A 15,130-nucleotide genomic window follows, 5' to 3' on the forward strand; every position below is an offset into this window, starting at 1 on the left:
CGGTCAATCCTCGATCTCGCGCGCCTCGGAGATCAGCATGATCGGAATGCCGTCGCGGATCGGATAGGCGAGCTTTGCCTTTTCCGAGATCAGTTCATTGTCGGCGGCGTTATAGCTGAGGCGGCCCTTGGTCAGCGGGCAGACGAGAAGTTCGAGCAGTTTCGGGTCCACGCGGCTGGTCCTGTCTTCCATCACTTGCGCCTACTGCAGAATGTTTTCGATGTCGCCGAAGCTGCGGGCAAGGACGATCTCGGTGATGGCGATCAGCGTTTCGGCGCGGGTCTTGAGGTCAGGGGCCTCGAGCAGCGCCTGCTTCTCGGCCGGGCCGTAGGGTGACATCATCGCCATGGAATTGACCAGCGTGGCGTTGCTCGCCCGCTCGACGCTTTCCCAGTCCGCTTCCAGCTTGTTGGCGTCGAGATAGGCCCGGAAGGCGGCAAGCAGGGCTTCCCGGTCGACCTGGGCTTCATCCTGCGTCCCGGCAAGATCGGCGGCGAAGGGCGCGATGTGGAAATTGCGATAACCCTTCGTCGGATGCAGTTCGTTGAACAAGCGAAAGCGGCAGATGCCGGTCAGCGACGTCAGGTAGCGGCCGTCCTCCATCTCGGCGAAGGAGGTGATCCGGCCAATGCAACCGACCTGGCAAAGCGCCTGCACATGCGCCTGCCCGGCTTCCTCGCGCGATTCGCCAAAGGAGGGCTGGACCATGCCGATCAGGCGGTTTCCGGCCAGCGCATCGTCGAACATGGCAAGGTAGCGCGGCTCGAAAATGTTCAGCGGCAATTGCGAGCCGGGAAGCAAAAGCACGCCCGTCAGCGGAAATACCGGAAGCGTATCCGGCAGGTCCTGAGGCCTCAGATAACGTGCATTTCCCACTTGCATTTCTGACCATACCCCGTCGCTGTCAGGCGCTTCATTGGTGATTGCGGCTCGCGCGGCTTACGGGCCGCCGCTTATGGACAAGAAATGGTGCACCAACCTGAAATCTCAAGAGAGCGCGTCACAAAGGTGTCACGAGAACAGGATCGACGACAGTTTCCGCCGCGCCGAAAGCGTCGCCGCGTCCATCGGTCCCCAGACCTCGAAGAATTGCAGCAACTCGCGCCGGGCGCCGTCGTCCTCAAAGGCCCGGTCGCGCGTCATCACCTTCAGGAGGTGATCGGCAGCCGCCGCGCGGTCGCCCTCGACATTGCGGATCTTGGCAAGCTTGATACGCGCCGCGTGATCCTCGGGATCGGCAGCGAGCAGTTGCTCCAGTTCATCGGGATCGCCGAGCTTGCGGGCTTCCTCGATCTGGTCAAGTTTTTTCAAGACGGCAATGATGGCGGCATCCTTGGCGAGCGCCTCGGACAGATTGGACAAGACATCGCGCGCCTGCTCAAGGTCGCCGGCGGCGATCAGGGAATTGGCAAGGCCTGCCAGCGCCGCGGCATTTTCCGGATCTGCCTGCAGCACCGCGCCGAAAAGGCCGGCGGCGTTCTGAAGGTCGCCCTGGTCGAGCAGCGTCTTTGCCTCGGTCAGCGCCGCCTCGATCTCGGCTGCCCGGTCATCGATCACGGGACCGGCGATCTTGTCGATGAACTGGCGGATCTGGCTTTCAGGAACCGCTCCCATGAAGCCATCGACCGGACGGCCGCCGGAAAAGGCGATGACGGCGGGGATCGACTGGATGCCGAGTTGGCCGGCGATCGACGGATGATCATCGATGTTCATCTTGACGAGCTTGACGCGGCCCTGAGCCTCGGTGACGACCTTCTCGATGACCGGCGTCAACTGCTTGCAGGGACCGCACCAGGGCGCCCAGAAATCGACGAGAACCGGCTGTTGGCGCGAGGCCTCCAGCACGTCGCGGGAAAAGCTGGCGGTGGTCGTATCCTTGATCAGATCGCCGGCAGGTGCCGCTGCGGGAGCCTTGGCCGGCGCGCCGCCGTAGCTCGCCGTCGCCGTCATCTGGTTGCCATAGGATCCTGCATAGGGGTTGTCGCTGCCGCTCATCCATGTCTCCTCGCGGACGTTTCGTCCGTCTGCCCGTCACTGCTCGGTTTTCCCGTCAAAGATCGTATGTCAGGACGTCACTTTCAAGACAAGCGGTTCATGTCCCGTCGCCTCGATAAAGCGCAGGAGATCGCTGGAGGCGATCGAGGTCGTCGCATCATTGGCGAGCGGATGGCAGTTGACGATCTCGTCCTTCATCAGTTCCTCATCGACAATGATCTTCACTTGCCTTTCGGTGTCGTTGATCACGCCGAAGGCGGTGACGGCGCCGGGAATGACGCCCAGATATTCCATCAGCTTCTCCGGCTTGCCGAAGGAAACCTTGCTGGCGCCGCCGATGATCGTGTGCACGGTCTTCAGATCGACGGTCGCGCTCTCTTCGACGGTCAAGAGGAAATAATTGTCCTTCTTGTCCTTCACGAACAGGTTTTTTGTATGTCCGCCGGGGATCTCGTCGCGGAGCGCCACCGATTCGGCGACGGTAAAGACAGGCTCGTGCCGCTTGGTCGTGTGCGCGATGCCGAGGCTGTCCAGAAACTGGAACAATTCATCCGGCGTCTTCGGCTGCACTTCACTCATGGTGGGTTCCTTCGGCTTGGAAAATGGCGGTCATCATTTACGGCGAAGGGCAGACAAGCGCAATCGTTGCAATTGAGAAGGCTGCAAAACGCCCTGTTTTCAGGGGCTTGCGGCATGCCGGCAAAAATTTCTTCCACAAGCCGTCATTTCCCTGTTGCATTTGGAAAACGGCTGGGCCATATAGCGCCCGTCGCCGCAACGCAGCGACCTTCGGCCACCGACTACCCCAGGCCGTCGACAATGAGCGGGTGTAGCTCAGGGGTAGAGCACAACCTTGCCAAGGTTGGGGTCGAGCGTTCGAATCGCTTCACCCGCTCCATTTTCTCTTATAAATCCATTGAATTAGATCGTCCGCGTGCGGCCGCAACGCTTCAGCCTTCTGCTGGTGCTTCCAGCAGAAGCGGTTTCCTCTCGACCGCTTGGTGCTTTCGCATCTTGCCGCGCAGATGCCTTGCGACCTCGCGCAGGCCGACCTTGCTGCCCCGTCCGAGCCCGGCAAGGACAAGATCAGCAGCAATCAACGGATGTTTGCGCACGACGCGCAGGATGACGTGGGCGACGGCGGCCGCCGCGGCGCGGTCGGCTATGGAGTGGCCGAAGCGCCTTTCCAGGAAGCGCTCCAGCCGCTTGGTCTTTATGACGGCATCTTTGCGCGGCGCCGGCCTCAGTGAACGACGGCGCCGCGGCGAGGGCCCTTGTTTGCTGCCTTGCGCACTTTTGCCTGCTTGCGCACTTTTTTTGGCAGGGCCGAATCCGCCGCGTCGCGCACCACCTCCGTTGCGGCCTGGGCAGCGCTGCGCATGGCATCGGTGGCGAGGTCCATGGCTCTGGCTCCCTTGCGCGCACCCTTCTTGGTCGCATCGACGATCTCCTCCCGTTCTTCGACGAGAACGGCAGCGGCTGCGCCGGCACCCGCCGTCAGCGCATTGGCAAGCACGTCGCGGCCGAGATCGCTGCCGAGCAGCGACCGGATGACGGACGATTTGCGGATGGATTTCGGGACCTTAAAACCTGCGACTTTCTTCGGGATCCTGTTCTTTGCCATGTCGGTACTCCTTCTTGGCGGTGAACGCAGGAGACCTCCCGGCTGTTCCCTATTTTCTTTAGCCGGATGCGCAAAATCGCCCCCGAGGGCCTTTGAAAAAACAATCCCCTGACCGCAATGCAGGCTATCGGTCGCTCCAGAGTTTTCCGCTCAGCCACGCCCCACATACGGCATCTTCGTCGCCATCACCGTCATCGTCAGTACGTTTGCGTCGAGCGGCAGGCTCGCCATGTAGACGATGGCGTCGGCGACGAGTTTGGTGGGGATGGTCGGTTCGCTGGCGGTCTCGCCATTGGCCTGCAGGACGCCGCCGCTCATGCCGGCGGTCATGTCGGTCGAAGCGTTGCCGATGTCGATCTGGCCGCAGGCGATGTCGAAGGGGCGGCCGTCAAGGGCTGTCGATTTGGTGAGGCCGGCGATGGCGTGTTTCGTCGCGGTATACGGCGCCGAGAAGGGACGCGGCGTCGAGGCGGAGATCGAGCCGTTGTTGATGATGCGGCCGCCGCGCGGCGTCTGCGCCTTCATCAGTTTCACCGCCTGCTGGGTGCACAGGAAGGCGCCGGTCAGGTTGGCGGCGACGATGGCGTTCCACTGTTCGAAGGTGATGTCTTCCATCGGCACGGCAGGCAGGCTCATGCCGGCATTGTTGACGAGCAGGTCGAGGCGGCCGAAATCATGGGCGATGGTCTGAAACAGCGTGGCGACCGATTGCGGATCGCCGACATCGGCGGCGAATGCCCTGACCGTGCCGGTGGTGTGCATGGCCATATCTCTTGCGGTCGCTTGCAGGACATCAGAGCGGCGGCTGGAGATGACGACGGTGAAGCCGTGGTCGAGCAGCGCCTCGGCAATGGCACGGCCGATGCCGGTGCCGCCGCCGGTCACCAGTGCGATCTTGTCGTGTGTCGGTGTTGTCATCGGTCGAATCCTCCGCAGCTCAGGCCATCGCCTATCTCAGCAGGATGTCAGCTCCGGGTAAAGACGTAGTCGGTTTCCTGCCGCAGTGTCTCGCCGGGCCGCAGCACGGCCTGCGGGAAATTCGCGTGGTTGACGGCGTCCGGCCAGATCTGCGTTTCAAGGCAGAAGCCGGCAAAGGGGCCGTAACGGCGGCCTTCAAGGCCGGGGACGGGGACGTTCATCTTGAAGCCGGTGTAGAACTGCACGCCGGGCTCGGTGGTGCGCACCTCCAGCGAAACGCCGGAATTGATGCTGCGCACCAGGGCGACGGACTGCTTCATGCCGCGGGCGCCGGAAAGACAGAAGTTGTGATCGTAGGCGATCTTGTCGCCTTCCATCTGGCGGCGCAGCGGCGTCATTGAGCGCAGGTCGAAGGCGGTGCCTTCGACGCTCGCGATTTCACCGGTTGGCACCTGCAGCGCATCCGTCGGCAGATAGTGATTGGCGGCGATCATCGCGTCGTGGCCGAGCGCGTCGGCGGCGCCGTCGAGATTGAAATAGCTGTGCTGGCAGACATTGCAGATCGTGGCGCGGTCGGTCGTGCTCTCGTAGACGACATTGAGGACGCCGCCATCGGTCACGGCATAGGTGCAGGTGACGGTGCAATTGCCGGGATAGCCGGCGCGGCCATCAGGATCGACGATCGTGAGCACGACACGATCGTCGGCTTTTTCGACGATGGTCCAGAGACGCTTGGCGATGCCGTCGCTGCCGCCGTGCAGATGGGTCAGGCCCTTCTCATTGCATTCGAGCTGGTAGGCGGTGCCGTCAATTGCGAGGCGGCCGCCGCCGATGCGGTTGGCGTTGCGGCCCGGCGTCGCGCCGAAATAGGGGGAGTGATCGAGGTAGTCCTGAAAATTCTCGAAGCCGAGAACCAGCGGTGCTGCGTGTCCGTCGAGGCGCAGGTCCTGGATGACCGATCCCCAGGTGAGGATATTCACGGTCAGCCCGCCGCCGCGGATGGTCAGGCGCTGAACCGGTTCGCCGGTCGGCAGATGGCCGAAGATTTCAGTTTCTGTCTGCACGGCTATTGTTCCTCCACTTTTCCCGGCGGCAAACTGCGTCATTTCGAGCAGGGCGGCAACCGAAAAGTCATACAATTCACGGGTGGATTGCCGGCACCGAAAGCGGACACACGCAAGCGCCGGCAGGCGGTTTCGTACAAGGCCAGACAGGCCTTCCGGAGGCGCCGCCATTCCGCTTCGCCGGCGCGTCCGAGCGGCCCGATCACCGGGCTTGTCGTCATGTCCTGTCCTTGCCGATATCGGCGAGATCATAGGGCGTTGTCTGGTAGATATCGTTGATCCAGTTGCAGAACAACAGGTGCGCGTGGCTACGCCAGCGGTTCTGCGGCGGCAGTGACGGGTCGTTGTGCGGGAAATGGTTGTGCGGCATCTTGATCGGCACGCCGGCGTTCACGTCGCGGAAATATTCGTCCGACAGCGAGGTCGAATCATATTCGACATGGTTGAAGACGTAGAGGCGGTTGCCCGCCTTCTCATGCACGAAACAGACGCCCATCTCGTCGGATTCCATCAATATCTCGAGCCCCGGCACCTTTTCGATGTCGGCGCGGCGCACTTCGGTCCAGCGCGACACCGGAATCTGGAAATCGTCGGAAAAGCCGTTGAGATAGACCGAGGCCGGGTTGAGATTGTGGTGGCGGTAGACGCCGAAGGCCTTTTCCTTCAGCGTGTATTTCGGCACGCGGTGGAAATGGTAGATCGCCGCCATGGCGCCCCAGCAGATGTTGAGCGTCGAATGAACGTTGGTATGCGTCCAGTCGAGGATCTGCTGCATCTCCTGCCAATAGGTCACGTCCTCATAGTTCAGCATCTCCACAGGCGCGCCGGTGATGATGAGACCGTCGAACTTGCGGTGCTTGACCTCGTCCCAGGTGTTGTAGAAGGCGAGCAGATGGTCTTCCGGTGTGTTCTTCGCCTTGTGGCCGCCCAGCCGGATCAGCGAAAGCTCGACCTGCAGCGGCGTGGCGCCGACGAGGCGTGCCATCTGCACCTCGGTCTTGATCTTGTTCGGCATGAGGTTCAGGAGCCCGATCTGCAGCGGGCGGATGTCCTGACGGATCGCCGCGGTTTCGGTCATGACCCGCACGCCCTCTTTGACGAGGGTTTCGAAGGCGGGCAGCGTATCGGGAATCTTGATGGGCATGGGCAACACTCGGGTCAGGACAAGCGGAACAAAAAAACCGGCAACGACAAGATCGCTACCGGCCCGCCTGCTTGCGCATGCACGGCCCTTTAGCGATTTATTTAACGTGGCTGCAAGCCGGCCGGCCAAATCACCACGAGACGTCTAAATAGCGCCTGTCTGCGTTGGAATCAATGAGGGACGCGCGGCTGCGCAAAGCGGGCGCCGGTCGCGCGTTCTTTACCTTCGGGCTGACCGCTTCGCCGACATGCCGGCGGCAGCGCCGGGCCGCGGTTGTCGACCAGGGGCAGCGTCCCGGTCTTCGCGCTGGCCGACGTTGTCGTGGCCGCCGGAAAAATGCGCGCGGCCGCAAGATACGGCAACGCAGCATGGAACTTATTCGCTCCCCGCGCGTTAAGACACGTTCAGTCCTGACCTGCGCGTGTCGTTGCGGAACGGACTGCCACCCGCGGCCCTCTCTTCCGGCCTCGGCTTCTAGGCAGGGAAGTAGGGCGGTTCGAATGCTGGTCAAGCTTAGGCAGCGGAAATCCCGAAACACGATCGACTTATCGTTCAGCGGCACACCCCGTGTGCCCCTCATGGAGTAGCCGATGAAAAACCTCTCAGCAGACAGGCGCATGATCAAGATCGCCATGGCGGCCCCCTATCTCGAACGGGATGAGGAGCATGCCCTGGCGCTGGCATGGAAGGACCATAACGATCAGGAGGCCCGCAACAAGATCGCCATGGCCCATATGCGGCTGGTGATCTCGATGGCGTCGAAGTTTCGCAATTTCGGCCTGCCGATGAGCGATCTGGTGCAGGAGGGCCATATCGGCCTGCTGGAAGCTGCCGCCCGCTTCGAACCGAGCCGCGAGGTTCGCTTCTCGACCTATGCGAGTTGGTGGATCCGCGCCTCGATGCAGGATTATGTGCTGCGCAACTGGTCGATCGTGCGCGGCGGCACGTCTTCGGCGCAAAAGGCCCTGTTCTTCAACCTGCGCCGCCTGCGCGCCAAGCTCGCCCAGGGTGACCGGCAGCTGACCGCGCGCGCCGTGCACGAGGAAATCGCCGTGGCACTCGGCGTCAGCCTTGCCGACGTGCAGACGATGGATGCGCGCCTCTCCAGCAATGATGCCTCGCTGCAGGCGCCGATCTCGTCGGGCGATGTCGACAGCGGCGAACGGCTCGATCTTCTCGCCTGCGACGCGCCGCTGCCGGACGAGCAGGTCTCCGAGATGATCGACCAGGAACGGCGGCGCACCTGGCTCAGCCACGCGCTTTGCCAGCTGAACGAGCGGGAAATGAAGATCATCCGCGCCCGCCGCCTTTCGGAAGACAGCGCCACGCTTGAAGAGCTCGGCGCCGATCTCGGCATCTCGAAGGAACGCGTCCGCCAGATCGAGACCCGGGCGCTGGAGAAGCTGCGGATCGCGCTCGTTGCGGAAGCACCGGTGCTGGCGTCGCTGCCGCATTGAGCGGTAACGCAGGACGTCCGGCGCCAGGCACCGAAGTGTCGCATTCGGGTCGAAGTCGCGACCTTCGAAGTCTGTTATGACCGCGGGCGCGCGGTGCTGCCTCGGATGACCAGCGTCACGCCGAGTGTTTCCTGCGCGCAAGGCAATGCGTCATCAAGGATGGCGCTTACCGCCCTGCGCGCAATCTCTTCAAGCGGTTGTGCAATGGTCGTCAGTCCCGGCTGGGTCGTTGCGGCTTCAGGGACGCCGTCGAAGCCGACAACGGAGACGTCGCCTGGCACCGCGAAGCCATTTTCGGCAAGCCATTGCATGGCAAAGAGAGCAATGCGGTCGGACATCGCCAGGATCGCCGTTGGTGGCTCCGGCGTTGCAAACAGGGTCTCGAGCGCCGCATCGACGCTCGATTTGTCGTTACGCGTACCGTGGACGGGCACGTTTTCGCGCTCGATGCCGAATTCACTCAATGCCTGCCAATAGCCAAGTGCACGATCGCGCGAAGTCGATTTCAAGGACCGAATTGCCTGCTCGGGCGTTACCGCCCCGACATGATCATCAGAATGTCCTATGGCCAGAATGGCAAACCGCCGGTGCCCGAGCTCCGCCAGATGGCGCGCTGCCGCGGCGGCGCCCGCGGTATTGTCAATTCCGATCGTCGGGATCGAAGCGTCTCCGTCATCGAAGGCCAGGGCGATGAACGGCAGCTGCCGCCGTCTTGTCAGCTCGACGAGCTTTTCCCCGCCTTCGACGCATAACAGGATAAAACCATCGACAAGCGCGCTGTTGATATTCCAGGCCAGTTTTTGCTGATTCTGCGCCGACACCAGCGCGATGCCGGTGCCGGTCGCGTCGCACACCGCCGCAATGTTCGTCATCACCGCCCGCGCCCACGGATCTTCAAAGAAATACGCCAGCGGCTCGATCGCGGCAACGCCGATAGCGTTGACCCGCCCGGCCCGCAGCAAGCGCCCTTTCATGTCCGGTCCATTGTAGCCGAGCTCTCTTGCCACCTCGAGGACACGCTCGCGCACCTCTTCGCGAACCACCTCTGGCCGGCTGAAGACATTCGACGCCGTCCCCTGTGATACACCGGCCGCCTTGGCGAGGTCAGCCAGTCTTACATGTCCTTTTGTCAAGATAGCTCCTGCGCCACGCAAACCAGCCTCAACCTAGCAGAAGTTTGTATCGATTCAAATCCCTTGACTTTCTTCTCGGAAGGGGTAGATTTTGAATCGGTTCAAAACTTCATCGCATAAATATTGAATCGATTCAACCTGGAGAACACCATGATCCCGATAGCCTGCCTGTTCAGGGACATCTACAACGACCGCTGGGGCGACCCGCGTTATCCGACCCCTGGGGATCCGCCTGCCTGCGCAGGGCCCCTGCCTCGGCTTCGCGTTCACCGGCCGAGCGCCTGGTCCCTCACCCTCCCGATTGATCGGCGCCTTCGGTAACGAGATCAGACGTCCGGCGCCGCTCGTTCCGACCTTATTCCGAGATGATCTTGACCCTGTCGCCCGGCTTCACGGTCGATGTCACCTGCATGGCGTTGATCAGGCGGAAGAGATCGAGCTTGCGGTCGGTGCCCATCATCCGGGCTGAGAGCGTCGCCAGCGTATCGCCGGGCCTGACCGTGACGACGCGGATGCGCAGCGGCTTCAGCGCGGCCGCTTCCTGCGGCGTCATGCGGCGGAAGGAGGCCCGCAGGACTTCGGCCGTCGGCTCGAGGCTCGGTGCACCCTTTGGCACCGCCGTCAGGAAACGGTAGATCTGGGTATCGATGCGGATCACCGTGACGTCGAAGTCCCAGCGCTCGGCGGAGGCGCGCGCGCGCGCGGCCTCAAGTCCGTTGATGGTGATCGGCCGGATGGTGTCAGGCTGCAGGCCCGTGACCCAGCCGCTGGCGATATAGTCGGTCAGGCTGCGGCGCTGCGTATCGGCAACGCCATCGAAGCGGATGGCAACCTCGCCCGGTCCGGTCGCCAGCACCGCTTCCGCCTTGTTGTCGATCTGGAAGCCGGCCGGCACGTCGAAACGAATGCCGAGCTTGCCATGCAGGAACGTCTGGCCGCGGACGTAGCCTTCCTGCGGGCTGTCGCCGTAGAGCAGTCCTTCGATGCCGGCGAGATAATAGTCGCGGCCGCTGTCGCCGACCGTTCCTTCCGCACCGAAAGCCCGCGCATGGCGGCGGGCGAGATCGACGCGCTGCGGCGCGCTCGGATGGCTCGAGAGGAAGTCGAGGCTCTGGTCGCTGTCGGGATCGACCGAGGAGAACCGGCTATAGGCCGCCATCGCATCGAGGAAACGGGCGGCGGAATAGGGATCGTATCCGGCTTCACCGAGCATGCGCACGCCGATGACGTCGGCCTGCAGTTCCTGGTTTCGCGAGAAGGCCGCAAGCCTGAGCTTGCCGCGCGCCAAGGCCTGCTTGCCGGCGAGGTCGCTGGAGAGTACTTCGGAGACGACGCGGCTGGCAATGACCTCCGCCTCCTCGCGCTGCTGCCGCTCGATACCGTGATTGGCCGTGACGTGCGCCATCTCGTGGGACAGCACCGCTGCCACTTCCGACGCATCGTCGGCAAGCGCCAACAGGCCGCGGGTGACGTAGAGATAGCCGCCGGGGAGCGCGAAGGCGTTGATCGCAGGCGAATTCAGGATGGTGATGCGGTAGGACTGGTTCGGATTTTCCGACACCGCCGTCAGCGCGCCGGTGATCCGGGCAACGAGACGTTCGGTCCTTTCGTCCTTGTATTCACCGCCATAGCTCGCGACGATGCGCGGGTGCTCGCGGGCGCCGACCTTCGCGCGCGGGTCGTTCTTCTGCACCTCCTCGACGATCTGCGGTGTCGAGGACGGCGCGACCTTCGGCTCATAGGTCTGTTCGATCAGCGACTGACAGCTGGAGAGAAGCAGCAAACCGGCGAGCGTGCTTGCGGCACGCAGCGAAAGGCCGAAGCTTTTCTCCGGAGACTGCGGATCCGTGCCTGTCGTTCTGTTCATGCCTCAGCTCGTTTCCAGTCTTTCGGGCCAGCCCCGCAAACATCTCGCGGTCCGCCCCCGCGAAAATTCGGTATTCTTTACAGCCGCGTACATAGGTCAGGCAGCCATTGCAGCAATAGGACTGCTGTAGCCTATTCACGCCACGCGTGCCTAGCATATGCCCATAGAAATAGTTGCCCCGTGATATCCCTGCAACGGATACGCGAGCATGGCGCCGCCGAGATTTCGCGCTTGGCCGTCGCATAGGCCAACGTTCAAATTGTGGCAATCATGGCCGGCGATGTCATTTTCCGAGAAACCGCGCAATGGCGGGACTATCGATATGGTCAAGGAATTGCGCCTTGGATTCGTGCAGCAGGACACGGCCCCCGTCGAGGAAGACGACGCTATCGGCAAGCGCCCGCACATCGTCCGGATGGTGCGTGACGATCAACATCGTATTGCCCTCCTGCCTGTGCAGATCGATGAGCAGGCCGATCATGCCCGAGCGTAAGCCCGGATCGAGCGCCGCGAAGGGCTCGTCGAGAAGAAGGACAGGTTTGCGCCGGACCAAGGCGCGCGCGAGCGCCACCCGCTGACGTTCTCCGCCGGACAGCGTCGGTGGCAGCCGCTTGCCGAAGCCTTCGAGCCCGACGCGCATCAGCGCAGCCGCGATTTTTCCGCGCTCCTTCACGCCCAGTCTCAGGGCCGGATCGATGCCGAGCGCGATATTGGTGGCGACATCGAGATGCGAAAACAGGTTGTGTTCCTGGAAGATAACCGAGACCGGCCGGTCGGCCGGATCGCGCAGGGCGACATTTTCGCCAAGAATCTCGACCGCGCCCGCTTCCGGCGTCTCGAAACCGGCGACAACATTGAGGAAGGTCGACTTCCCGGAGCCGGAGGCGCCGGTGATGGCAACGATCTCGCCTTGTCTGATCGCGCAATCGAAGAACAGTTCCGTGTTGTCGAACGTCACGCGCACGCCGCCGAGGCGAATGGCAATCTCCGTGTCACGCGGCGGCATTCTTGCTCCCCTCACCATTCTTCGCCGCATATGGCGTGCCGGCGATGGTCAGCACGAGGCAGACTAGGCCGAGAAACAGCGCAAGCCCCGCCGCATCGGTGGAACGGTAGCTGCCCATCCGGCTATAGAGCAGCCAGGGCAGCGTGACCATATCCTGCGATCCGAACAGCGCCACCGCTCCGAGATCGCCGAGCGACAGGGCGCAGGCAAAGGACAGTGCCATCAGCACCGGCTTGCGCAGGACCGGCCAGTCGACAATCCGCAGCCGGTACCAGCCGCCAAGCCCGAGGCTCGCGGCAAGCCTGCCGGTGCGGGCTGAATGGCTGGCCATGGCCGGCTCCAGCACGCGGTAGACGAAGGGCAGCGCCATCAGCATGTTGATCAGGATGACGAGGAGCGGCGCAAGGGCGGCGACATCGCCGAGCGGCCGCAGAAGCAGGAACCACCCCGCCCCAAGAACGACGGGCGGCACCAGCAGCACTAGGGACGCGCTCATGGAAATCAAGCCGGCAAATCCGCGATAGAGCTTCCGTGGATGTCTCGGTGCGAGCGCGATCTGCCGCGAACGGATCATCAGCGCCGTCGCCGCGACGCAGAGCGTGCCTGACACAAGCGCAATGACAAGGCTGGTGACAAGGGCCCGCTGCGCCATCGGATCGCCCATAAGCTTCCAGAGATCGGACTGCAGACCGGAGGCGATGACGGAGCCGAGCGGCAGTGCAAGAAACAGCACGGATAACACGATGGCCAGGCCGTCGCCCGCCTTGCCCGAAAGATTGCGACCGTCGAAGCGCCTGACCTCGCGTCCGCTGCCATGACCTTCCTCCACCTTCGGCGTCAACAGACGCATCGCCACCAGCAACGCCCCCGTCAGGGCGATCTGCAGCAGCGACAGCGCGATCGCCCGCGGCGGATCGAAATCGAAGCGCAGCGCCTGATAGATCGCCACCTCGATGGTGCTCGCCGCCGGCCCGCCGCCGAGCGTCAGTACCAGGGTGAAACTGGTGACGCAGAGCATGAAGATGAGGCCGGCGATGCCGGGCAGCAGGCCACGAATGGCCGGCCACTCGATGAAGCGGAAGATCGAAAGCGGCCGCATGCCGAGATTGGCGCCGACCAGCCAGTATTCGCCGGGAATCCGTTCCAGCCCGCCGAGCATCAGCCGCGCGGCGAGCGGCAGATTGAAGAACACATGCGCCAGCAGGATGCCGGACAGGCCGTAAATGCTGATCGGCTGATCCAGGCCGAGCCAGGCAAACGCCCTATTGAACAATCCCTGCCGCCCCCAGATACCGATCAGCCCCAAGGCGGCGACCAGCGCCGGCAGGCCAAGCGGCAACGCCAGCAACCGGATGATCCAGACACGTCCGGGAAAGGACGGTTGCCGCGCCAGGGCACGCGCAACGGGAACGGCAAGCACGATCGACAGGACTGTTGAAAGCGAGGCCTGCAGCAGCGTGAAGCGCATTACGCGCCAGACATAGGCGTCGAAGAGCCCCTCTTGCCCCACTGCACCCGGCTCATCGAAGGCAAGCAGCGTATAGGCTGCGAGGCAGACAAACAGAACGATGCCGCCGAGGCAGAGTGCCCCGGCGGCCACTGTCAGACGCTTTTCGAGACCGCCGGGCAATCGCAGCTCAGTTCTTGCTCATGGCAGCGAGCCATTCGTCGATCCAGGCCTTGCGGTTGGCGGCAACTTCGTCGGAAGACATTAGATAAGTTTTTTCCGGATGGACCAGTTTGCCGAAGGCCTCCGGCAACGGCTCCTTGGTGGCGGCCACCGGCATCATCCAGTTGGTCGTCGGGATGATCGACTGGAAGTCCGGTCCGGTGACGAAGGAAAGAAAGTCCTTAGCGAGCGCCGGGTCCTTGGCAGTCTTCGTCATGCCAACCACTTCGATCTGGATGTAGTGACCTTCCGAGAACGAGGCTGCCTGATAGCGGTCGGTGCTTTCCGCGATCATGTGATAGGCGGGCGAGGTGGTGTAGGACAGCACCATCGGTGCCTCGCCCTTGGTAAACAGGCCGTAAGCCTCCGACCAGCCGGGCGTCACGGTCAGGACGCGATCCTTGAGTTTCGCCCAGGCGCTACCGGCCTGATCGCCGTAGATCGACTTCACCCACAGAAGCAGGCCGAGGCCCGGCGTCGAGGTCCGCGGATCCTCGATGACGATCTTCTGGCTCGGATCGCCCTCCACCAGCTCCTTCAGGCTCTTCGGCGGCTCCTTCATCGCCTGCGTGTCGTAGATCACGGCAAAATGGCCGTAGTCGTACGGAACGAACGTATCGTCGGAGAAGCCGCCGGGAACCTTGACGGCGGACGTATCGACACCGTGCGGCGCGAAAAAGCCGGTCGCCTTGGCTTCGGAGACGAGATTGGTGTCGAGCCCGAGCACGATATCGGCCTTGGAGGCCGACCCCTCGAGCTTCAGCCGGGTCAAAAGTTCGACGCCGTCGGCGACGCTGACATACTCCACCTTGCAGTCGCAGGTCTTTTCGAAGGCCTCAGCGACCTTGGCGGCCGGGCCCCATTCGCTGGTGAAGCTTTCATAGGTGTAGACGGTCAGCGTCTTGTCGGCGGCCGCCGCGGAAGACGATGTGGTGATTGCAGCAATCGCCGCAAGAATTGGAATGAATGCTTTGCGCATCGGCGCCTCCTTTAAATCCAAGTGGTTGGGGTTAGGGCGCTGAAACGTGCCGTCTAATCCCTCCGCCGGTACAAACCGGATCAGGTTCCGCGGGTTGGCTGCTTGAAGCCTCTCAGCCGATCGTCCAGGTAGGACAAACGGCACCCCGTTAGAGCAGGAGAAGATTTAGACTTGCGCGAAATGCTTGGCAAGAGGCCGCTGGAGCCTCGGGCGTCAATGTGCCGTGGGGCATCACCCCCCTCTGTCACTTCGTGACATCTCCCCCCACAAGGGG

15 protein-coding genes, 1 tRNA gene and 2 riboswitches are annotated in these 15,130 nt (G+C 62.8%); of the genes, 3 read left to right on the forward strand and 13 right to left on the reverse strand.

Translation table 11 applies throughout. The features are described from left to right. Nucleotides 1-3: 3 nt before the first annotated feature. From ACSQ2W_RS08850 to ACSQ2W_RS08865, 4 genes are all read right to left on the reverse strand, one after another. A complete protein-coding gene (locus ACSQ2W_RS08850; RefSeq protein WP_436079778.1) occupies nt 4-192 on the reverse strand; it encodes a Trm112 family protein in 189 nt (62 codons plus the stop codon). A gap of 9 nt (nt 193-201) precedes the next feature. Continuing rightward, a complete protein-coding gene (locus ACSQ2W_RS08855) occupies nt 202-882 on the reverse strand; it encodes an LON peptidase substrate-binding domain-containing protein (RefSeq protein WP_436085922.1) in 681 nt (226 codons plus the stop codon). Between the two features lie 129 nt (nt 883-1,011). After that, nucleotides 1,012-1,995, reverse strand: a complete 984-nt coding sequence (gene trxA / locus ACSQ2W_RS08860; RefSeq protein ID WP_436085923.1) for a thioredoxin — start codon at nt 1,993-1,995, stop codon at nt 1,012-1,014. A gap of 69 nt (nt 1,996-2,064) precedes the next feature. Then, on the reverse strand, nt 2,065-2,574 hold the full coding sequence (locus ACSQ2W_RS08865; protein WP_436085924.1) for a prolyl-tRNA synthetase associated domain-containing protein: 510 nt from the start codon (nt 2,572-2,574) through the stop codon (nt 2,065-2,067). A 244-nt stretch (nt 2,575-2,818) separates the two neighbouring features. On the opposite strand from ACSQ2W_RS08865, the gene ACSQ2W_RS08870 reads away from it, so the two are divergent. Both ACSQ2W_RS08870 and ACSQ2W_RS08875 read left to right on the forward strand, forming a co-directional pair. Then, a tRNA-Gly gene (locus ACSQ2W_RS08870) sits at nt 2,819-2,893 on the forward strand. Nucleotides 2,894-2,996: 103 nt separating this feature from the next. Beyond that, entirely contained in the window at nt 2,997-3,245 is a 249-nt protein-coding gene (locus ACSQ2W_RS08875; RefSeq protein WP_436085925.1) for a hypothetical protein, read from the forward strand. Here ACSQ2W_RS08875 and ACSQ2W_RS08880 read toward each other — a convergent pair. The 4 genes from ACSQ2W_RS08880 to metA form a co-directional block, all read right to left on the reverse strand. After that, a complete protein-coding gene (locus ACSQ2W_RS08880) occupies nt 3,239-3,619 on the reverse strand; it encodes a hypothetical protein (RefSeq protein ID WP_436085926.1) in 381 nt (126 codons plus the stop codon). The two genes, ACSQ2W_RS08875 and ACSQ2W_RS08880, sit on opposite strands and share 7 nt — an antisense overlap. A gap of 150 nt (nt 3,620-3,769) precedes the next feature. Continuing rightward, nucleotides 3,770-4,537, reverse strand: coding sequence for an SDR family oxidoreductase (locus ACSQ2W_RS08885; protein ID WP_436085927.1), 768 nt, complete (start codon nt 4,535-4,537; stop codon nt 3,770-3,772). A gap of 47 nt (nt 4,538-4,584) precedes the next feature. Then, complete coding sequence (locus ACSQ2W_RS08890) at nt 4,585-5,601, reverse strand: aldose epimerase family protein (RefSeq protein ID WP_436085928.1); 1,017 nt, start codon at nt 5,599-5,601, stop codon at nt 4,585-4,587. Between the two features lie 217 nt (nt 5,602-5,818). Beyond that, nucleotides 5,819-6,745, reverse strand: coding sequence for a homoserine O-acetyltransferase MetA (gene metA, locus ACSQ2W_RS08895; RefSeq protein ID WP_436085929.1), 927 nt, complete (start codon nt 6,743-6,745; stop codon nt 5,819-5,821). 69 nt (nt 6,746-6,814) lie between these two features. Continuing rightward, nucleotides 6,815-6,892: riboswitch (SAM riboswitch) on the reverse strand. Between the two features lie 443 nt (nt 6,893-7,335). Here metA and ACSQ2W_RS08900 point away from each other — a divergent pair. Continuing rightward, nucleotides 7,336-8,202, forward strand: coding sequence for an RNA polymerase factor sigma-32 (locus tag ACSQ2W_RS08900; RefSeq protein WP_436085930.1), 867 nt, complete (start codon nt 7,336-7,338; stop codon nt 8,200-8,202). 74 nt (nt 8,203-8,276) lie between these two features. Here ACSQ2W_RS08900 and ACSQ2W_RS08905 read toward each other — a convergent pair whose 3' ends face one another. From ACSQ2W_RS08905 to thiB, 5 genes are all read right to left on the reverse strand, one after another. After that, entirely contained in the window at nt 8,277-9,335 is a 1,059-nt protein-coding gene (locus ACSQ2W_RS08905) for a LacI family DNA-binding transcriptional regulator (RefSeq protein WP_436085931.1), read from the reverse strand. 355 nt (nt 9,336-9,690) lie between these two features. Then, a complete protein-coding gene (locus ACSQ2W_RS08910) occupies nt 9,691-11,202 on the reverse strand; it encodes a M48 family metalloprotease (RefSeq protein ID WP_436085932.1) in 1,512 nt (503 codons plus the stop codon). Between the two features lie 283 nt (nt 11,203-11,485). After that, nucleotides 11,486-12,208: a thiamine ABC transporter ATP-binding protein gene (locus tag ACSQ2W_RS08915; protein WP_436085933.1), complete on the reverse strand. Its 723-nt coding sequence runs from the start codon at nt 12,206-12,208 to the stop codon at nt 11,486-11,488. After that, nucleotides 12,195-13,814 carry a thiamine/thiamine pyrophosphate ABC transporter permease ThiP gene (gene thiP / locus ACSQ2W_RS08920; RefSeq protein WP_436087722.1) on the reverse strand — a complete coding sequence of 540 codons (1,620 nt, stop codon included), beginning with the start codon at nt 13,812-13,814 and terminating at the stop codon, nt 12,195-12,197. The genes ACSQ2W_RS08915 and thiP overlap by 14 nt, the downstream gene beginning before the upstream one ends. Nucleotides 13,815-13,845: 31 nt before the next feature. Continuing rightward, complete coding sequence (gene thiB, locus ACSQ2W_RS08925) at nt 13,846-14,856, reverse strand: thiamine ABC transporter substrate binding subunit (RefSeq protein ID WP_436085934.1); 1,011 nt, start codon at nt 14,854-14,856, stop codon at nt 13,846-13,848. Nucleotides 14,857-14,896: 40 nt separating this feature from the next. Further along, nucleotides 14,897-15,014, reverse strand: a riboswitch (TPP riboswitch). Nucleotides 15,015-15,130 lie beyond the last annotated feature (116 nt).

It is taken from the genome of Pararhizobium sp. LjRoot255 (assembly GCF_964252905.1).
GTDB lineage: Bacteria > Pseudomonadota > Alphaproteobacteria > Rhizobiales > Rhizobiaceae > Pararhizobium.